The organism is Pseudomonas sp. SK3(2021) (assembly GCF_016772375.1).
Taxonomy (GTDB): Bacteria; Pseudomonadota; Gammaproteobacteria; order Pseudomonadales; family Pseudomonadaceae; genus Aquipseudomonas; species Aquipseudomonas chlororaphis_I.
In genome coordinates this window covers 5,762,515-5,780,141 of record NZ_CP061943.1, presented here as the reverse complement: position 1 = coordinate 5,780,141, position 17,627 = coordinate 5,762,515, and the positions used below count along the sequence as shown (strand labels likewise).

Here is a 17,627-nt window from a genome sequence, read left to right as displayed (position 1 = left end):
GCCCGGACAATCCTTGTCCGGCTATTGAGCAAAACCGCGAACCTTCGGTCTATGAAGGTTCGAAGTGCTAGAGCCAGTTATAGCCGCTGGCCGCTCAAGGGGATGGCATGCGTTACCGCACAGAGGGGTTCACGCTGATCGAATTGCTGGTCGCCCTGGCAGTTTCGGCGGTTTTGTTGACCCTGGTGGTTCCGGCGTTCAGTCAGATGGCGCAGCGCGCCAAGGCCGACAGCGACCTCAGCGAACTGCTGCGCAGCTTGAATTACGCGCGTCTGGAGGCGATCGACCGTGGTTTGCCCATTTATCTGCGCCCGGCCGCCGTGGATTCGGACTGGAGCCGGGGGCTGTCGATTTATCAAGGCGACGGACCGGCGACGAATGTATTGCGGGTTGTTCCCGCGGTCAGTCGTGGCGCCCGGCTGACGCTAACCTCTGAGTTCGACAGCATTGGATTCAACGCGCTGGGTGGCGTATCGGCAGCGGTTCCGCCGGTCATGACCTATGTGCTGGGCGGGCAACACAGGACGATCACGCTGTGCCTGAACGGACGGATAGCGGTAAACGGGGAGTGCCAATGACGGGCAGGAGCGTGCAGGCCGGGATGACGCTGATCGAGGTGCTGGTGGCGGTGCTGATTCTCGGCGTGGGCCTGCTCGGTGCGGCGGCGCTCCAGCTCAATGCCCTGCGTTATACCGACAGTGCATTGATGACCAGCCAGGCCAGCTTCATCGCCTATGACATGCTCGATCGCATCCGCGCCAACAGCGCCGCGGACTACACAGTGGCGGCACCCGACACCGGCAATTTCAGCGTGGTTCGGGACCAGGACCTGTATGACTTCAAGCGCAATGTCGAGAGCTTTGGCGGGCCGAGCGCCGAGGGCCATATCAGCCTCAAGCAGGGCGTGTTCACCATCAGCATCACCTGGGATGACTCCCGCGCCGCCCATGCCTCCGCCCAGTCTGAAGGCTCCCGCAGTTTTGTCTTGAGCAGCCGGGTGGCGGTGGATCCAGGGGATAAGCGATGAGGCGCTGGAACAGCGGTTTCGGCCTGATCGAAATGCTGGTGGCGCTGGCGTTGAGCCTGATCGTGGCCTTGGGCGTGACGCAGATTTTCATCTCGGCCAAAAATACCTACCTCAGCCAGAGCGCCTCGGCCGGCCTGCAAGAGGACGCGCGTTTCGTGCTGAGCAAGATGATCCAGGAAATACGCATGGTCGGCATGTTCGGCTGCCTGCAGAGCATCGCCGATTCCAGCACCGCCTCGGACTTCGCCGGCCATGCACAGACACCGATCCGCTGGGACAACGCCAACCACCGGCTGACGCTGGTCACGGCCGATATCGGCGACAGCGGCGGCGCCCCGACCTGGACCGTGCTGAGCGATTGCCGCAACAGCGCCACCGCCTACACCGGTGCCCGCAAGGCCCCCATGGGGCAGCAGGCGTTTGCGGTGCGGCGCCTGGTGTACAGCCTGAAGAACGATCAACTGCTGATGGGCACCGGCACCGGCACCGGCACCGGCTCCAGTCAGGCGGTGCTGGTGAACAATGTGAGCGCTTTCGATGTGTCGTTCGGCATCGCCAGCACGGCCACGGATGTCGCGGCTTCCCGCTACAGTCGCGATCCAGGCGACCCGGCACGGATCCGCAGCGTGCGCTTGAGCCTGACCCTGAGCGATCCCCAGGCGCGCGTGCGGCCGCAGACGTTCAATGTGGTGGCTGCCTTGCGCAATCGCCTGTTGTGAGTGAGTTGCCGATGACTTCGTATCGAACGGCTCCGGGGGCGCAGCGCGGCATGGCGCTGCTGATGAGCCTGGTGTTCCTGTTGCTGCTGACCTTGATCGGCATTTCGTCGATGCAGAACGCCACGTTGCAGGAAAAGATGTCCGGCGGCCTGTGGCTGCGCAACCAGTCGTTCCAGGCGGCGGAGATGGCCCTGCGCATTGGCGAGAGCGCGGTGCAGCAGGACAGTTATTCGTTACCGGCCTGTACCGGCGGCCAGTGCGCGCCGCCCGGCGAGTCCGCGGTCATCGGCGCCGCGGGCCACAACAGCCATTCGGGCGTGACCTGGATCGCCACCGGTAACGGCTTTTACGGTGTGCAGAACATTGGTACGACGCTGGGGGCGGTCAATGTGCCGAGCAACACTTCCGCGACCCTGTACCGGGTGACCGCTGTCGGGCTGGCCGGCCATTCGCGCAGCGTGCTGGAGAGCATCTATGCCAAGTACTGAAAGGCCTGGGGGATTGCTGGCTGGCGCTTTGCTGAGCCTCTACCTGAGTGCCCCGGCCTACGGTTTCGCCCCGGCCCAGGCGCCCTTGGCGAATGCGGCGGCGGTGGCGCCGAATGTGATGCTGCTGCTCGACGACTCGCAGAGCATGAACAGCATCGTCTATGCCCCCGGCTTCGATCCCGGGCTGGCGCGGGCGCCGGTCAGGCCGTGCCGGATGCAGGCGGGCGAATGCCTGCCCGGAGCCAGTCCGAGCGCGGCGGATTCGATGGCCCTTTCAACGCTGAGCCAGGCGGGCTGTGCCAGCGGCTATGTCGGGTTCTATCGCGGCGCTGCTCGGCCACAGTGCCTCAAGCTGCCAGATCCGGCAGGGCGTGGCAGCACCCGTTATTCGGCTGCCTATTTGGCCTATCTGCTTGCCCTGGCCGACGGCCGCGACCGGGATTTCACCGATGGCTCGATTCCCGCTCAGGACCGGATGGCCCTGGTTCGTGAGGCCGCCAGCAAGCTGGTGGCTGACAACCGCGCGCTGCGCATCGGCCTGGCGAGCTTCAACCCGCCAGCGGGCGGCGATCTGGCGCCGGGTGGGCGTATCGTGCGCGCCATCAGCGATCTGGCACCAGTCAGCGACCAGGTCAGCCAGGCTCAGGCCGACGCTAACTACCAGGCATTGCTGTCCGCCATCGGTGGGCTCAGGGCCTCGGCCGAGGCGCCGCTGGCGGAAACTTATTACGAGATCAGTCGTTATTTTCGTGGCCTGACGCCTTACTACAACCGCACGCCGTCCACCTATGACAGCCCGATCCAGTACCGTTGCCAGCGCAATTACGGCCTGGTGGTGACCGATGGCCTGCCCAGTCATGACCACAGTTTTCCCTCCCGTGAACCCCAGGGGGCGGCCAGCCTGCCTGATTGGGATGGGGTGCCCAATGACGGTATTGATCCTGGCGGCAACGAGGAGGGCAGCAGCCTGTATCTGGATGACATCGCCAAGCTGGCGGTGGATATCGACATGCGCACGGCAGGCATGGATATCGCGGGAAAAAGCTGGGATTCGGCGGGTTTCGTGCAACAGCACATGAACACCTACACCATCGGTCTCAACGTGCAGTATCCGATGCTGGTGGATGCGGCGAACTATGGCCGGGGCAAGTTCTACCCGGTGACCGACAAGGTGGGGCTCGACGCAGCACTGGCCTCGGCCCTGGGCGAGGTTTCGGCTTCCGCGGCCCAGGCTGGGACCGCCACGGCGGGGGCCGCCGGGCTGGCCAGCGGTTCGAGTTATTTCCAGGCGTCTTACGACCCCGGCGATTGGCACGGCACCATCAGGGCGTACGGCATCAGCCCTGCCGGTGCGGTCGATACCGGAACGCCGCTATGGAGCACGGACTCGACCCTGGTTCCCGATGCGTCGCCGGGGATCTTCCAGACCTGGAACAGCGCCACCCGGACCGTCGTTGCCTTGCGCCATGACCAGCTCTCCGGCGTGCAGCTGGCCGCGCTCGCCCAGGATCTGCCGCCCGGTATCAGCGCAGCCGATTTACTGGCCTGGAGCCAGGGGGCCAGCCGGGCAGGGCTCAAGGTGCGTACCCGCTTGCTGGGGGACATCGTCAACTCGCCGCTGGTCATGGCGGAGCCGACCGCGCAGGGTGCCGCCGATCCGCAGGGCGACAGCGACTACAGCGCCTACCTGGCGAGCAAGGCCCAAGGCATGACCCCGAGCCTGTTGGTCAACGCCAATGACGGCCTGCTTTCGCTGATCGACGCGGCGAATGGCCGGCGCCGCTACGCCTATATGCCCTCCAGTGCCTTGCCGCTGCTGCATCACATCGCCGACCCCGGCTATGCCAATGGCGATCGTCACCGGTTCCTGGCCGATGGACCGGTGACGGTAGTCGATGCCCAGCTCGGCACGGCCTGGGCAACCCTGGCGTTGGCGGGCACGGGGGCCGGCGGCAAGGCGTTTTACGCGCTGCAGCTGTATGGCCAGGCCGGCAATACGCCCCAGGCGCTGTGGGAAATTGCCGCGCCTGCATTGGCCGATATCGACCATCCATTCAATGACCTGGGTTATGCCTACGCCCGCCCGGAAGTGGCACGCCTGGCCGACGGGCGCTGGGCGGCCTTCATCGGCAATGGTTATGGCAGCCATTCCGGGGTTGCCGCCTTGTATGTGGTGGATATTCGCGATGGCTCGCTGATCAGGAAAATCCCGGTCGATGGCAATGGGCAGGAGAACGGCTTGTCCTCGGTGAAGTTGCGGGTGGACAGCCAGAATAGAATCCAGGCGGCCTATGGCGGCGACCTCCAGGGCCATCTGTGGAAGTTCGATTTGAGCGGTTCGGCGCCGGACAGCTGGGGCCTGGCTTTTGGCGGTGCTCCGCTGTTCAGCGCTGCGGGCGGTGCGACCCAGCCGATCACCGCGCAACCGTTGCTGGTGGATCATCCCGAGGGCGGCAAGCTGGTGCTGTTCGGCACCGGCAAGCTCAGCGAGCTGGCCGACAAACGCAGCAAGGATGCCCAGGGCTTCTACGCGGTCTGGGATGCCCCGGGCGGGGTGGGCCGGATCACCGTGGCTGATCTGCAGGCGCAAGCGATCACCGGGCTGTTTGCCGGCAGCGCGGGTTCCTATATCACCAGCACCCAGGCGGACGTCAGTTATCCGGCGGAGCAGGGCTGGTACCTGCCGTTGGGGGAGGCTTCAAGCGGTGAGCGGGTGATCAATCCGGCCACGCTGGTGGCGGGTCGCATTGTCTTCAGCACCGCCGCTGTCGAGGCGGGCGACCCTTGTTCCAGCGCGGGCAACGGCAAATTGGTCGAGCTGGACGCATTCAGCGGTAAGATGCAGGGCGACGCCGTGCTCGACACCAATGGCGATGAAGTGGTCGATGGCCTGGACACGCCTTCCAGCGGTGTCATCTTCACCGGCGGCATTCCTGCGTTGAGTGCTGTGCTTAACCGTGCTACCCGAAAAATTGTCAGCGATTCCGGCGGCGGCATCGCCTCCCTGGTCGAGAAACCGGGCGGTGGCAGCCGCCGTATCATGTGGCGACAAATACAGTAAGTGAGAGTGAGGCATGCGTAGATCCAACCAAGGTTTTACCCTGATCGAAATCATGATCGTGATTGCGATCATCGGGCTCGTCGTCACCCTGAGCCTTCCCAGCATCACCGAGTACGTGAAGAAAACCCATCGCACGCAAATCGCCGGCCTGCTGTCGGAGCAGGCACAGAGCCTCGAGCGTTTTCACTCCAAGGGCGGTGTCTACAGCAACGCTCCGGGTCTCAGCGCCGGCAACGACGACTACAGCATCACGCCGGTGCTGGCCGACCAGAGCTTTACCCTGACCGCGACGCCGAAAAGCGAGGGCATGATGGCCGGCGACAAGTGCGGCGAGTTCACCCTTAGCCACACCGGTGCCATGGGCAACAACAACATGGCCGACGGGGTGACCAGCAAAGACTGCTGGGGACGCTGAGCAACCTTGTCGGGTGCGGGTGGCGCCCGGTGTTTTTATTTCCTGGACTGGACTATGGCAAAGCAACAGCAAGTGGTGATTGTCGGCGGTGGAGTGATCGGCCTGCTGACCGCGTTCAACCTGGCGTCCGCCGGGCAGCAGGTGGTGCTGCTCGAGCGCTCGAATGTCGGCCAGGAATCCTCATGGGCCGGCGGCGGGATCGTCTCGCCGCTGTACCCCTGGCGCTACAGCCCGGCGGTCACGGCGCTGGCGCACTGGTCGCAGGACTTTTATCCACAACTGGCCGAACGCCTGTTCGCCACGACCGGGGTCGATCCCGAAGTGCACACCACCGGCTTGTACTGGCTGGACCTCGACGACGAAGCCGAAGCGCTGGCCTGGGCCCGACGAGAACAGCGGCCATTGAGCGCTGTGGATATCTCGCTGGCTCACGACGCGGTGCCGGTGCTGGGCGGCGGTTTTTCGCGGGCGATCTACATGGCCGACGTGGCCAACGTGCGCAATCCGCGCCTGGTCAAATCGTTGAAGGCCGCCCTGTCGGCGTTGCCGGCGGTGACCATTCACGAGCACTGCGAAGTCAGTGGGTTTATCCGCGAAGGTGAACGAGTCCTTGGGGTACAGACCTCCCTGGGTGAAATCCGTGGCGATCAGGTAGTGCTGGCGGCAGGAGCCTGGAGCGGCGAATTGCTCAAGAGCCTGGGCCTGGCATTGCCGGTGGAACCGGTCAAAGGCCAGATGATCCTCTACAAGTGCGCCTCGGACTTTCTTTCTTGCATGGTCCTGGCCAAGGGGCGTTATGCGATTCCCCGGCGCGACGGCCACATCCTGATCGGCAGCACCCTGGAGCACGAAGGCTTTGACAAGACCCCGACCTCATCGGCCCTGGAAAGCCTGAAGGCTTCGGCCATCGAGTTGATCCCGGCAGTGGCGCAGGCCGAGGTGGTGGGGCATTGGGCGGGGTTGCGCCCGGGCTCGCCCGAGGGCATTCCCTATATCGGCCCGGTCCCGGGGCTGGAGGGGCTGTGGCTGAACTGCGGGCATTACCGCAACGGTTTGGTTCTGGCGCCGGCATCCTGCCAGTTGTTCGCCGACCTGATGCTGGGCCGGGAGCCGATCATCGACCCGGCGCCTTATGCGCCCAGTGGGCGCATCTAATCCAGGCCGAGTTTCTTCAGCCTGTAGCGCATCGAACGAAACGACAGGCTCAAGCGCTGGGCCGCCGCCGTGCGGTTCCAGCGGGTGTGCTCCAGGGCCTGGAGGATCAGCCGGCGCTCGACTTCCTGCAGGTAACCTTCAAGGTCGATCACCTGTGCCGGGCCGGGCGCGATGGCCGGGTGGGCGCTGTTCGGCGTCAGTTGCAGGTCGCGTGCTTCGATCTGCCCGTTCTCGCACAGGGTGTGCGCCCGCTCGAGCAGGTTCTCCAGTTCGCGCACGTTGCCGGGAAAATCGTAGCCCTGGAGTGCCAGCAGCGCGCCTGGCTGGAGCTGCGCCAATTGTTGGCCGTTGCCCTGTGCCAGGCGCTCGAGGATGGCGGTGGCCAAGGGCTCGATATCAGCCTTGCGCGCCCTTAGCGGTGGCACCGCCAGCTCGATCACGTTGAGGCGGTAGTAGAGGTCCTGACGAAAGCGCCCGGCATGCACTTCCGCCTGCAGCGTCTTGTGGGTGGCGCAGAGAATGCGCACATCGACCTGGACCTCCTGCTGCCCGCCGACACAGCGCACCGCCTTCTCCTGGAGCGCACGGAGCAATTTGACCTGCATCGCCAGCGGCAGATCGGCCACCTCATCGAGAAACAGCGTGCCGCCGTGCGCTGCCTGGAACAGGCCGGGCTTGTCTTCGATGGCGCCGCTGAAGCTGCCTTTGCGATGGCCGAAAAACTCGCTCTCCATCAGCTCCGGCGGAATGGCCCCGCAGTTGATCGGCACGAAGCCCTGGCTGGCCCGTGGTCCCTGGTCATGGATAGCGCGGGCGACCAGTTCCTTGCCGCTGCCGGATTCTCCGCTGATATAGACCGAGGCCTGACTCCGGGCCAGTTTGTGGATCTGTCCACGCAGTTTGTGCATGGCGGTCGAATTGCCCAGCAAGGGGCCAGTAACAGGCTTCGGTGGTATCGATTTGGGCAGGGGGCCGTTCAGTAGCTCGCGCAAGCGGGCCAGGGCCACGGGTTTGCTCAGGAAGTCGATGGCGCCAGCCTTCAGGGCGTGGACCGCGGTTTCCTGGCGGGCGCAGGTGCTGAGTATGGCCAGCGGCATTCGCAGCCGGTGGCGCTGGATATGCTCGAGCAATTCCAGCCCCGTGCCGTCGGGCAGATGCAGGTCGCTCAGGCACAGGTCGAAACCTTCCCGGGCCAGCCAGTGACGGGCTTCGCCCAGGGTGCGGACACTGCGGGTATGGCGTTGCATCCGGCCGAGGCTGATTTCCAGATATTCGCGAATGCCTGGATCGTCATCGACGATCAGGACTTTTTGCCGTGGGCCCATGCTGCTTACTGCTTCATCCGTGAGCGAAAGAGGTGTGAGAGCACCCGCCATCCTGGCGTGTCGTGAAGTCTAGGCAGGCTTGAGGTCGTTGGCCCTGCTCAAGGCCGGGTTGTTTGGCCGGGTTCAGGATGATGTGCAGGGCATATGCCCGGTTTGCCGAGGGTTGCCGGCCGGATATGAGACGAGGGTGGGCTGGAGGCTTTTTTGTAGCGAATTATTCAGCGGTGCAAACAACGCGCTTTCGACGTCATCTGCACCACTGCCGGTCGAGGCTCAGCGATCGCGGGAAATCGGACCTTGCTCCAGGTGGGCCTGGCTGCAATACCACTGTTGCTCGAGGCTCAGCGCCCGGTCACGGGGCAGGTGCACCCCGCAATGGGCGCAGCGCACCATGGGCGTGGTGCTGGGTTCGCGGGGAGCAGCGGTGCCGGAGGCGGGCTGCTTGAATTTGCGCCAGAGCCATACCGCAGCGGCAATCAGGGCGATCCAGAACAGTAAACGAAGCATGGTAGCCAGCTATGTGAGTGAGGAACCGGCAGTTTAGCCAAGGTCATGCCGGGCGCACAGTGCAATCGGCGCTGAAATCCGCGGACAAAAAAAGGGAGACTCGAAAGTCTCCCTTTTGGCTAACCGCGGCGGTGTCAGTCGAACACGCCGAAGGTCATGTAGCTGAACCACGAGCGATCGCTGTTGTTGCCTTCGGCTTCGTGCTGTTCTTCTTCGACAGCGTCGCCATTGGCGTCTTTAGGCTTGAGCTCGGCCGGAATCGCGTCCTTGGCGTCCTGGTATTGCTTCATCACGTCCTGGTTGGCGCGGGTTTCTCCCGGCGGCAGCGGTGGACGGGACTCGATCAGGCCCAGGGTGGCCTTGCTCAGCCAGGAGCGGTTGTCCGCCTCGGCGACCCGTGGCACGAACTGGCCGTCGACCAGGCTCGGGTGATCGGGGTAGTTGAGCTTCAGGGTTTCCAGGCTGGTGGCGGCCAGTTCGTCCAGGTGCAGACGCAGGTAAGCCTCGGTCATCACCGCCAGGCCATCGGCCACCGACGGGGTTTCCTGGAAGTTTTCCACTACGTAACGGCCACGGTTGGCGGCGGCTACATAGGCCTGACGGGTCAGGTAGTAGTCGGCCACGTGGATTTCGTAGGAGGCCAGCAGGTTGCGCAGGTAGATCATGCGCTGCTTGGCGTCCGGCGCGTAGCGGCTGTTCGGGAAGCGGCTGGTGAGCTGGGCGAACTCGTTGTAGGAGTCGCGCGCGGCACCCGGGTCACGCTTGGTCATGTCCAGCGGCAGGAAGCGCGCCAGCAGGCCGACGTCCTGGTCGAAGGAGGTCAGGCCCTTGAGGTAGTAGGCGTAGTCCACGTTCGGGTGCTGTGGATGCAGGCGGATGAAACGCTCGGCGGCGGACTTGGCGGCTTCCGGCTCGGCGTTCTTGTAGTTGGCATAGATCAGTTCGAGCTGTGCCTGATCCGCGTAGCGGCCGAACGGATAACGCGACTCCAGGGCCTTGAGCTTGGCGGTGGCGCTGGTATAGCTGTTGTTGTCCAGGTCGGTCTGCGCCTGCTGGTACAGCTCGACCTCGCTCAGGTTTTCGTCAACGACTTCCTTCGATGAGCAAGCAGCGGTCAGTGCGAGGATGGCGATCAGCAGCAGGTGTTTCACTTGCATGGCGGCTTGCGTCCCTATGACGGCCGCTGTCTTGGGCGGGGCCGTCCTGTTATGATGAGCGCCCCGTTGAAAAGCCTCGGGGCAAAAGACGCCGTATTTAACCACAAGCGTGCAGCCGAAACCAAAGGCTGTGCCGACGCCTAGTCTGAGCATGTCCGATAAAATTGAACTTCGCGCAGAGGTGCCGTCCGAACTGGGCGGCCAACGCCTCGATCAAGTCGCCGCCCAATTATTCGCTGAGCACTCGCGCTCGCGCCTTTCCGCCTGGATCAAAGACGGCCGCCTGACTGTGGATGGAGCGGTTATCCGCCCGCGAGACATCGTCCATGGCGGCGCGGTTCTTGAGCTGACCGCCGAGCAGGAAGCTCAGGGAGAATGGATCGCTCAGGACATCGAGCTGGATATCGTCTATGAAGACGACGATATCCTGGTCATCAACAAGCCTGCCGGCCTGGTGGTCCACCCCGCCGCCGGTCACGCCGATGGCACGCTGCTCAACGCCCTGCTGCACCATGTCCCGGACATCATCAACGTGCCGCGCGCCGGCATCGTCCATCGCCTGGACAAGGACACCACCGGTCTGATGGTGGTGGCCAAGACCATCCAGGCGCAGACCCAGCTGGTTGCCCAGTTGCAGAGCCGCAGCGTCAGCCGCATCTATGAATGCATCGTGATCGGTGTGGTCACCGCCGGTGGCAAGATCAATGCGCCGATCGGCCGCCATGGCCAGCAGCGCCAGCGCATGGCCGTGATGGAAGGTGGCAAGCAGGCCGTCAGCCATTACCGCGTGCTCGAGCGTTTCCGTTCCCACACCCATGTGCGGGTCAAGCTGGAAACCGGTCGTACCCACCAGATTCGCGTGCACATGGCGCACATCAACTTCCCGTTGGTCGGCGACCCGGCCTATGGCGGTCGCTTCCGCATTCCGCCGGCGGCGAGCCCGACCATGGTCGAATCCCTGAAACACTTCCCGCGGCAGGCGCTGCATGCGCGTTTCCTGGAGCTGGATCATCCGACCACCGGTGAACGCATGAGCTGGGAATCGCCGCTGCCGGAAGACTTCGTCTGGTTGCTGACCCTGCTCAAGCAGGACCGCGAGGCCTTCGTCGGATGAGTGACTGGCTGATTCCTGACTGGCCTGCGCCGGCCGGGGTCAAGGCCTGCGTCACCACCCGTGCGGGCGGCGTCAGCCTGGCGCCGTTCGACAGCCTCAACCTGGGCGATCATGTCGACGACGATCCGCGGGCAGTAGCCGAAAACCGCCGCCGCCTGACCGATCGGTTCTCCATACAGCCGGCCTGGCTGAAGCAGGTCCACGGTATTGATGTAGTGGAGGCGGATCCGTCCGTCGTCGCCACCGCCGATGCCAGCTGGACGGCCACGCCCGGCATCGCCTGTAGCGCCATGACCGCCGATTGCCTGCCAGCGCTGTTCTGCGACCGGGCCGGTACCCGTGTAGCAGCGGCCCATGCCGGTTGGCGCGGGTTGGCGGCCGGAGTGCTGGAGGCGACGCTCGATAGCCTGAAGCTTGCGCCTGAGGACGTACTGGTCTGGCTGGGGCCGGCCATCGGTCCGCAAGCCTTCGAGGTCGGGCCGGAAGTCCGTGAGGCGTTCGTCCGGCACTTACCGCAAACCGAGCAGGCCTTTGTGCCGAGCCACAATCCCGGCAAGCTCATGGCTGACATCTATACGCTGGCCCGCCTGCGCTTGGCGGCATGCGGCGTCACGGCCGTGCATGGCGGTGGTTTCTGCACCGTGAGCGATCCGCGTTTCTATTCCTACCGACGCAGCCCGCGCACCGGGCGCTTCGCTTCCCTGATCTGGCTGGAACGCTAGACTCTTCTGACCTGTGTCAAGCTCGACAGGCTTGAATCTTCCAGAATCGACCGCATCTACAGGGGTATCTGGCAGGTTTCTCTATTTAGGTGTGTCCATCGCTCCGACCTGCTCAAAAGGAAGGTGACTAATGCGTATAGACCGATTAACCAGCAAGCTGCAGCTGGCATTATCCGATTCTCAATCCCTGGCGGTCGGCCTCGACCACCCGGCCATCGAGCCGGCGCACTTGTTGCAGGCCCTGCTCGAACAGCAGGGCGGTTCGATCAAGCCGCTGCTGATGCAAGTGGGCTTCGATGTGAACAGCCTGCGCAAGGAGTTGAGCAAAGAGCTCGACCGCTTGCCGAAAATCCAGAACCCTACTGGCGACGTGAACATGTCGCAGGATCTGGCGCGCCTGCTGAACCAGGCCGATCGCCTGGCGCAGCAGAAGGGCGACCAGTTCATCTCCAGCGAGCTGGTGCTGCTGGCGGCCATGGACGAAAACAGCAAGCTCGGCAAATTGCTGCTGGGCCAGGGCGTCAGCAAGAAAGCGCTGGAAAACGCCATCAATAACCTGCGTGGCGGCGAGGCGGTGAATGACGCCAACGTCGAGGAGTCGCGCCAGGCCCTGGATAAATACACCGTCGACCTGACCAAGCGCGCCGAAGACGGCAAGCTCGACCCGGTGATCGGCCGTGACGACGAAATTCGCCGGACCATCCAGGTGCTGCAACGCCGGACCAAGAACAACCCGGTGCTGATCGGCGAGCCTGGCGTGGGTAAAACCGCGATTGCCGAAGGCCTGGCCCAGCGCATCATCAATGGCGAGGTGCCGGACGGCCTGAAAGGCAAGCGCCTGCTGTCCCTGGACATGGGCGCGCTGATTGCCGGCGCCAAGTACCGGGGTGAGTTCGAAGAGCGCCTGAAATCCCTGCTCAACGAGCTCTCCAAGCAGGAAGGGCAGATCATTCTGTTCATCGACGAACTGCACACCATGGTCGGCGCCGGCAAGGGCGAAGGCTCGATGGATGCGGGCAACATGCTCAAGCCGGCCCTGGCCCGGGGCGAGTTGCATTGTGTCGGGGCCACCACGCTCAACGAGTACCGCCAATATATAGAGAAGGACGCGGCCCTCGAGCGGCGCTTCCAGAAAGTCCTGGTGGATGAGCCGAGCGAAGAAGACACCATCGCCATCCTGCGTGGCCTGAAAGAACGTTATGAGGTGCACCACAAGGTGGCGATCACCGACGGCGCGATCATTGCCGCGGCCAAGCTCAGCCATCGCTACATCACCGACCGGCAGTTGCCGGACAAGGCGATCGACCTGATCGACGAAGCCGCCAGCCGTATCCGCATGGAGATCGACTCCAAGCCGGAAGTGCTGGACCGCCTGGAGCGGCGCCTGATTCAACTGAAGGTTGAGTCCCAGGCCCTGAAGAAGGAAGACGACGAAGCGGCGATCAAGCGCCTGGAGAAACTCCAGGAGGAAATCACCCGCCTGGAGCGCGAATACGCCGATCTGGAAGAAGTCTGGACCTCAGAGAAAGCCGAGGTGCAGGGTTCGGCGCAGATTCAGCAGAAGATCGAGCAGTCCCGCCAGGAACTGGAAGCCGCACGCCGCAAAGGCGACCTGAACCGTATGGCCGAGTTGCAGTACGGGGTGATTCCGGACCTGGAGCGCAGCCTGCAGATGGTCGACCAGCATGGCCAAAGCGAGAACCAGCTGTTGCGCAGCAAGGTGACCGAAGAGGAAATCGCCGAAGTCGTGTCCAAGTGGACCGGTATTCCGGTGTCGAAGATGCTCGAAGGCGAGCGCGACAAGCTGCTGAAAATGGAAAGCCTGCTGCACCAGCGCGTCATCGGCCAGAACGAAGCCGTGGTGGCGGTAGCCAACGCCGTGCGGCGCTCCCGCGCCGGGTTGTCCGATCCGAACCGGCCAAGTGGCTCGTTCATGTTCCTCGGCCCGACCGGTGTGGGTAAAACCGAGCTGTGCAAAGCGCTGGCCGAATTCCTTTTCGATACCGAAGAGGCGATGGTGCGGATCGATATGTCCGAATTCATGGAGAAACATTCCGTGGCTCGGCTGATCGGTGCGCCTCCAGGCTACGTCGGCTACGAGGAGGGCGGTTACCTGACCGAGGCGGTGCGGCGTAAGCCTTATTCGGTGATCCTGCTGGACGAGGTCGAGAAGGCTCATCCAGACGTATTCAACATCCTGCTGCAGGTGCTGGAAGACGGCCGCCTGACGGACAGCCACGGGCGTACCGTGGACTTCCGTAATACGGTGATCGTCATGACCTCCAACCTGGGCTCGGTGCAGATCCAGGAACTGGTGGGGGATCGCGAAGCACAGCGGGCGGCGGTGATGGATGCGGTATCGAGCCATTTCCGTCCGGAGTTCATCAACCGGATCGACGAAGTGGTGATCTTCGAGCCATTGGCCCGGGACCAGATCGCCGGCATCACCGAGATCCAGCTGGGCCGCCTGCGCGGCCGCCTGGCGGAGCGCGAGCTCAAGCTGGAGCTGAGTGGCGAGGCGTTGGACAAACTGATTGCCGTGGGCTACGACCCGGTCTATGGCGCGCGTCCGCTCAAACGAGCGATCCAGCGCTGGATCGAGAACCCGCTGGCACAGTTGATCCTGTCTGGCAGTTTCCTGCCAGGAGCCACTGTGACGGCCAAGGTGGAAAACGACGAAATCGTCTTTGTCTGAGCCGGATAGGGCGTCGTTATGAAGGAGGCCTCGCATTGCGAGGCCTTTTTTTGCATAGGGCGTTGAACTGTAAGGCAAAGGCTTGTAAAGTGCGCCCCGCAGTACGTCACCCCAAGGGTTTTTCCTCCCTGAGGAAAAAACTGAAATAAGTTGCAAATCATTGTCTTGAAAGCAATTTAGGGGGTTGACAGAGGTTTTTAAGATTGTAGAATAGCGCGCCTCAGAGACATGAACGTAGCGATACGGACCAGGTCGACGAGGAGGCTTCTAGAAATAAAAGCCTGTTGTAAAATTGAAATGTTCAGTTCCGTGATAGCTCAGTCGGTAGAGCAAATGACTGTTAATCATTGGGTCCCAGGTTCGAGTCCTGGTCACGGAGCCAATTTCAAACCGGGGTATAGCGCAGTCCGGTAGCGCGCCTGCTTTGGGAGCAGGATGTCAGGAGTTCGAATCCCCTTACCCCGACCATATTTGGGTCGTTAGCTCAGTTGGTAGAGCAGTTGGCTTTTAACCAATTGGTCGTAGGTTCGAATCCCACACGACCCACCATTTTTGAGACCAGCTCGCTGGAATCGAATCTTAAGATCAGACGCCAAAAGCTCTGTTCGCAGAAGGCGCCTCTAAAGGGTGCCTTTTTTTTACCGGGGTATAGCGCAGTCCGGTAGCGCGCCTGCTTTGGGAGCAGGATGTCAGGAGTTCGAATCCCCTTACCCCGACCATACTGAAAATCCTCGTATCGAAAGATGCGGGGATTTTTTTTGTCCGGAATTCGGCGTCGGTTGCGTCTTTCGCGTAAAGAAAAAAAGCCCCGATCGCTCGGGGCATTTTTATCTTGAACCACTGACTCAGTGCAGCTTGAGTCGTGGCTCGGTGCCGCGGCCGATCCGGCTGCCGAGCATCAGCATGGCGGTACGGAACGGGCCGTAGAGCGCCATCTGGTGCATGCGGTACAGCGACACATAGAACATCCGCGCCAGCCAGCCTTCGAGCATCACACTGCCGGTCAGGTTGCCCATGAGGTTGCCCACGGCGGAAAAACGCGACAGCGAGATCAGCGAACCGTAGTCGGTGTATTTGTATTCCGGCAGGGCCTTGCCTTCGATGCGCAGTTTCAGCGACTTGGTCAGCAGCGATGCCTGCTGGTGAGCCGCCTGGGCCCGCGGTGGAACGTTGCGGTCGGTGCCCGGTTGCGGGCAGGCGGCGCAGTCGCCAAAGGCGAAGATATTCTCATCGCGGGTGGTCTGCAGGGTCGGCAGGACTTGCAGCTGGTTGATGCGGTTGGTTTCCAGGCCGTCGATGTCCTTGAGGAAACCCGGTGCGCGAATCCCGGCGGCCCAGACTTTCAGGCTGGCGGAAATCACCTGGCCATCGGCGGTGACCAGGCTGTCGGCGGTCACTTCGCTGACCGCGGCATTGGTCATCACCTTGACCCCGAGTTTTTCCAGAGTCTTGTGTACCGGGCCGCCAATCCGCTCCGGCAGGGCTGGCAGTACCCGTGGCCCGGCCTCGATCAGGGTGATGTGCATGTTTTCCGGCTTGATCCGATCGAGGCCGTAAGCCGCCAGTTCGTGAGCGGCATTGTGCAGCTCGGCGGCCAGTTCGACGCCTGTGGCGCCGGCACCGACGATAGCCACGCTGATCTGCTCGACCACATCGGTCTGCCCGGCATGGGCGCGCAAGTAGTGGTTGAGCAACTGTTGATGGAAACGCTCGGCCTGCTTGCGGGTGTCGAGGAACAGGCAGTGCTGGGCGGCGCCCTGGGTGCCGAAGTCGTTGGTGGTGCTGCCTACGGCGATCACCAGGGTGTCGTACCCCAGCTCGCGGGCCGGCAGCAGCTCCAGGCCGTTTTCGTCGTAGGTGGCGGCCAGCTGGATTTTCTTCTGCTGACGATCGAGCCCGCTCATGCGGCCCAGCTGGAACTCGAAGTGGTTCCATTTGGCTTGGGCGACATAGTTGAGTTCGTCTTCGGAAGAGTTCAGCGAGCCGGCGGCCACTTCATGCAGCAAGGGCTTCCAGATGTGGGTCAGGTTCGCGTCGACCAGCATCACACTGGCGGTACCGCGCTTGCCCAGAGTCTTACCCAGACGGGTAGCCAACTCCAGACCGCCGGCGCCGCCGCCAACGATGACAATACGATGAGTCATGGGGATATCTCGCAAGGCTAAAAGAAATCGGTACGGTTACCCGAGCGAGCGCGATGCAGCTCATAGCGTCAGGTAACTGATAAGTCGGCTCAGCAGGCCCAGGCCAATGGTGATGGTCACGACTATCACGAGGAGCATCCACGGCCGGAAGGGCCGGCGCTCGACTCGGTGCTGGGCCAGTTGCAGGTATTCTTCGACACGGCGTTGGTCGTCGGGGTTCAGGCGGCTGGTCATAAAAAGCCTCGTCAGCTAGACGTTGCGAAAAGTATGAAGGTTACAGCGCAGTGCCATCTTGTCGGGCCATGCGGCATGGAACGGAGCATAGCTGCTCGCGGATACGGACCTTGTCAGCGCGCGGGTGATTGCGCTTTGTAACACTCGCAGGGTGTTTGCGCCATGCCACGAATGGCCTGAAGTGGGCCCGGGAAATTCCGCTCCAGGCGGCCTACAGGCTGATCCCGACGTCGAAGAGGATGCTGCGCCCCAGGTTGCCGCGCAGGAAGTCCGGTGCGTCGGGATGGGCGAACAGCACGCGGGCGAAGGTCGGCCCGACCAGCGACAACGAGCGCCAGCCCTGGCGCAGATACTCGGTCGGCGGCGGGAAATGGCTGTTGAGGTCGAGCACTTCGCGCTTGAGGCTGGCGAAGGCGATGATGTCCAGTTCCCCCAGGTCCATGCCGCGTTCTTTGTAGTTGTGGGCTTTCTTGCGCAGGGTCGGTGCCAGCCTGAGCAACAGTTCGTTGGCCGGAATGCGCTTGGGCTTGGCCTCGCGTCGCACCAACTGACTGAGGGAGAAGGCACTGCGGCGCCGTTGCAACTCGTCGCGCCATTCATCGTTGAGGCGACGGCCTTCGTCCAGCACGAAGAACACTTCGAAACAGGCCTCGCGAAACAGTACGTCCGGCGGCTCTTGCCCGGCGGGCGTGAATTCGTCGGCACGGTAGGGGATGTTCAAGCCTTGCAGCAGGCGCTGGCAAACCCAACGCTCACGCTCCCATTTGCGCGCATTGGACAGGAACGCATTGGCTTGTTCGGCCTGAATGGTGAGCAGGCGCAGGTAATCTGAGTCATCCATAGTCCAAGCTTAGCGTCCAAACG

General features: G+C 63.0%; 16 protein-coding genes and 4 tRNA genes. 14 read left to right on the top strand and 6 right to left on the bottom strand.

What is annotated here, in order from left to right; all coding sequences use genetic code 11:
- Nucleotides 1-107 precede the first annotated feature (107 nt).
- The 7 genes from IF690_RS25605 to thiO are packed head-to-tail and all read left to right on the top strand — an operon-like array spanning nucleotide 108 to nucleotide 6,865.
- Complete coding sequence (locus tag IF690_RS25605) at nucleotides 108-578, top strand: GspH/FimT family pseudopilin (RefSeq protein ID WP_202697949.1); 471 nt, start codon at nucleotides 108-110, stop codon at nucleotides 576-578.
- Nucleotides 575-1,027 (top strand): type IV pilus modification protein PilV, encoded by a 453-nt coding sequence (gene pilV / locus IF690_RS25600; RefSeq protein WP_202697948.1) that lies wholly within the window; start codon nucleotides 575-577, stop codon nucleotides 1,025-1,027. Before IF690_RS25605 ends, pilV begins: the two co-directional genes overlap by 4 nt.
- Nucleotides 1,024-1,746, top strand: coding sequence for a PilW family protein (locus IF690_RS25595; RefSeq protein WP_202697947.1), 723 nt, complete (start codon nucleotides 1,024-1,026; stop codon nucleotides 1,744-1,746). Before pilV ends, IF690_RS25595 begins: the two co-directional genes overlap by 4 nt.
- An 11-nt stretch (nucleotides 1,747-1,757) precedes the next feature.
- Nucleotides 1,758-2,234, top strand: a complete 477-nt coding sequence (locus IF690_RS25590) for a pilus assembly PilX family protein (protein ID WP_252189518.1) — start codon at nucleotides 1,758-1,760, stop codon at nucleotides 2,232-2,234.
- The gene (locus IF690_RS25585) at nucleotides 2,221-5,295 is read left to right on the top strand and encodes a pilus assembly protein (protein ID WP_202697946.1); all 3,075 of its coding nucleotides are present in this window, start codon (nucleotides 2,221-2,223) and stop codon (nucleotides 5,293-5,295) included. Before IF690_RS25590 ends, IF690_RS25585 begins: the two co-directional genes overlap by 14 nt.
- Before the next feature lie 13 nt (nucleotides 5,296-5,308).
- A complete protein-coding gene (locus IF690_RS25580) occupies nucleotides 5,309-5,710 on the top strand; it encodes a type IV pilin protein (RefSeq protein ID WP_202697945.1) in 402 nt (133 codons plus the stop codon).
- Between the two features lie 54 nt (nucleotides 5,711-5,764).
- Complete coding sequence (thiO, locus tag IF690_RS25575; protein ID WP_202697944.1) at nucleotides 5,765-6,865, top strand: glycine oxidase ThiO; 1,101 nt, start codon at nucleotides 5,765-5,767, stop codon at nucleotides 6,863-6,865.
- On the opposite strand, the gene IF690_RS25570 is transcribed toward thiO, so the two are convergent.
- From IF690_RS25570 to IF690_RS25560, 3 genes are all read right to left on the bottom strand, one after another.
- Nucleotides 6,862-8,190, bottom strand: coding sequence for a sigma-54-dependent transcriptional regulator (locus IF690_RS25570; protein ID WP_202697943.1), 1,329 nt, complete (start codon nucleotides 8,188-8,190; stop codon nucleotides 6,862-6,864). The genes thiO and IF690_RS25570 overlap by 4 nt on opposite strands.
- Before the next feature lie 273 nt (nucleotides 8,191-8,463).
- The gene (locus tag IF690_RS25565) at nucleotides 8,464-8,697 is read right to left on the bottom strand and encodes a PP0621 family protein (RefSeq protein ID WP_007924721.1); all 234 of its coding nucleotides are present in this window, start codon (nucleotides 8,695-8,697) and stop codon (nucleotides 8,464-8,466) included.
- Between the two features lie 134 nt (nucleotides 8,698-8,831).
- The gene (locus IF690_RS25560) at nucleotides 8,832-9,854 is read right to left on the bottom strand and encodes an outer membrane protein assembly factor BamD (RefSeq protein ID WP_202697939.1); all 1,023 of its coding nucleotides are present in this window, start codon (nucleotides 9,852-9,854) and stop codon (nucleotides 8,832-8,834) included.
- Nucleotides 9,855-10,005: 151 nt separating this feature from the next.
- On the opposite strand from IF690_RS25560, the gene rluD reads away from it, so the two are divergent.
- From rluD to IF690_RS25525, 7 genes are all read left to right on the top strand, one after another.
- Entirely contained in the window at nucleotides 10,006-10,968 is a 963-nt protein-coding gene (gene rluD / locus IF690_RS25555; RefSeq protein ID WP_009050933.1) for a 23S rRNA pseudouridine(1911/1915/1917) synthase RluD, read from the top strand.
- Nucleotides 10,965-11,690 carry a peptidoglycan editing factor PgeF gene (gene pgeF / locus IF690_RS25550; RefSeq protein ID WP_202697937.1) on the top strand — a complete coding sequence of 242 codons (726 nt, stop codon included), beginning with the start codon at nucleotides 10,965-10,967 and terminating at the stop codon, nucleotides 11,688-11,690. Before rluD ends, pgeF begins: the two co-directional genes overlap by 4 nt.
- A gap of 130 nt (nucleotides 11,691-11,820) precedes the next feature.
- The gene (gene clpB / locus IF690_RS25545; RefSeq protein ID WP_202697897.1) at nucleotides 11,821-14,385 is read left to right on the top strand and encodes an ATP-dependent chaperone ClpB; all 2,565 of its coding nucleotides are present in this window, start codon (nucleotides 11,821-11,823) and stop codon (nucleotides 14,383-14,385) included.
- Between the two features lie 306 nt (nucleotides 14,386-14,691).
- Nucleotides 14,692-14,767, top strand: a tRNA-Asn gene (locus IF690_RS25540).
- A 9-nt stretch (nucleotides 14,768-14,776) separates the two neighbouring features.
- A tRNA-Pro gene (locus IF690_RS25535) sits at nucleotides 14,777-14,853 on the top strand.
- 5 nt (nucleotides 14,854-14,858) lie between these two features.
- Nucleotides 14,859-14,934, top strand: a tRNA-Lys gene (locus IF690_RS25530).
- A 93-nt stretch (nucleotides 14,935-15,027) separates the two neighbouring features.
- Nucleotides 15,028-15,104: transfer RNA gene (locus IF690_RS25525), tRNA-Pro, on the top strand.
- Between the two features lie 126 nt (nucleotides 15,105-15,230).
- Here the strand turns inward: IF690_RS25525 and IF690_RS25520 are convergent.
- From IF690_RS25520 to IF690_RS25510, 3 genes are all read right to left on the bottom strand, one after another.
- Nucleotides 15,231-16,529: an NAD(P)/FAD-dependent oxidoreductase gene (locus IF690_RS25520; protein ID WP_202697895.1), complete on the bottom strand. Its 1,299-nt coding sequence runs from the start codon at nucleotides 16,527-16,529 to the stop codon at nucleotides 15,231-15,233.
- Nucleotides 16,530-16,589: 60 nt separating this feature from the next.
- Nucleotides 16,590-16,763 (bottom strand): DUF3094 family protein, encoded by a 174-nt coding sequence (locus tag IF690_RS25515; RefSeq protein ID WP_202697894.1) that lies wholly within the window; start codon nucleotides 16,761-16,763, stop codon nucleotides 16,590-16,592.
- A 211-nt stretch (nucleotides 16,764-16,974) separates the two neighbouring features.
- The gene (locus IF690_RS25510; RefSeq protein ID WP_007924708.1) at nucleotides 16,975-17,604 is read right to left on the bottom strand and encodes a DUF1780 domain-containing protein; all 630 of its coding nucleotides are present in this window, start codon (nucleotides 17,602-17,604) and stop codon (nucleotides 16,975-16,977) included.
- Between the last annotated feature and the right edge of the window lie 23 nt (nucleotides 17,605-17,627).

Bases quoted from the DNA above. Each gene is read 5' to 3' on its own strand.
- IF690_RS25605 (WP_202697949.1), top strand. From the start codon at position 108: ATGCGTTACCGCACAGAGGGGTTCACGCTGATCGAATTGCTGGTCGCC.
- pilV (WP_202697948.1), top strand. From the start codon at position 575: ATGACGGGCAGGAGCGTGCAGGCCGGGATGACGCTGATCGAGGTGCTG.
- IF690_RS25595 (WP_202697947.1), top strand. From the start codon at position 1,024: ATGAGGCGCTGGAACAGCGGTTTCGGCCTGATCGAAATGCTGGTGGCG.
- IF690_RS25590 (WP_252189518.1), top strand. From the start codon at position 1,758: ATGACTTCGTATCGAACGGCTCCGGGGGCGCAGCGCGGCATGGCGCTG.
- IF690_RS25585 (WP_202697946.1), top strand. From the start codon at position 2,221: ATGCCAAGTACTGAAAGGCCTGGGGGATTGCTGGCTGGCGCTTTGCTG.
- IF690_RS25580 (WP_202697945.1), top strand. From the start codon at position 5,309: ATGCGTAGATCCAACCAAGGTTTTACCCTGATCGAAATCATGATCGTG.
- thiO (WP_202697944.1), top strand. From the start codon at position 5,765: ATGGCAAAGCAACAGCAAGTGGTGATTGTCGGCGGTGGAGTGATCGGC.
- IF690_RS25570 (WP_202697943.1), bottom strand. From the start codon at position 8,190: ATGGGCCCACGGCAAAAAGTCCTGATCGTCGATGACGATCCAGGCATT.
- IF690_RS25565 (WP_007924721.1), bottom strand. From the start codon at position 8,697: ATGCTTCGTTTACTGTTCTGGATCGCCCTGATTGCCGCTGCGGTATGG.
- IF690_RS25560 (WP_202697939.1), bottom strand. From the start codon at position 9,854: ATGCAAGTGAAACACCTGCTGCTGATCGCCATCCTCGCACTGACCGCT.
- rluD (WP_009050933.1), top strand. From the start codon at position 10,006: ATGTCCGATAAAATTGAACTTCGCGCAGAGGTGCCGTCCGAACTGGGC.
- pgeF (WP_202697937.1), top strand. From the start codon at position 10,965: ATGAGTGACTGGCTGATTCCTGACTGGCCTGCGCCGGCCGGGGTCAAG.
- clpB (WP_202697897.1), top strand. From the start codon at position 11,821: ATGCGTATAGACCGATTAACCAGCAAGCTGCAGCTGGCATTATCCGAT.
- IF690_RS25520 (WP_202697895.1), bottom strand. From the start codon at position 16,529: ATGACTCATCGTATTGTCATCGTTGGCGGCGGCGCCGGCGGTCTGGAG.
- IF690_RS25515 (WP_202697894.1), bottom strand. From the start codon at position 16,763: ATGACCAGCCGCCTGAACCCCGACGACCAACGCCGTGTCGAAGAATAC.
- IF690_RS25510 (WP_007924708.1), bottom strand. From the start codon at position 17,604: ATGGATGACTCAGATTACCTGCGCCTGCTCACCATTCAGGCCGAACAA.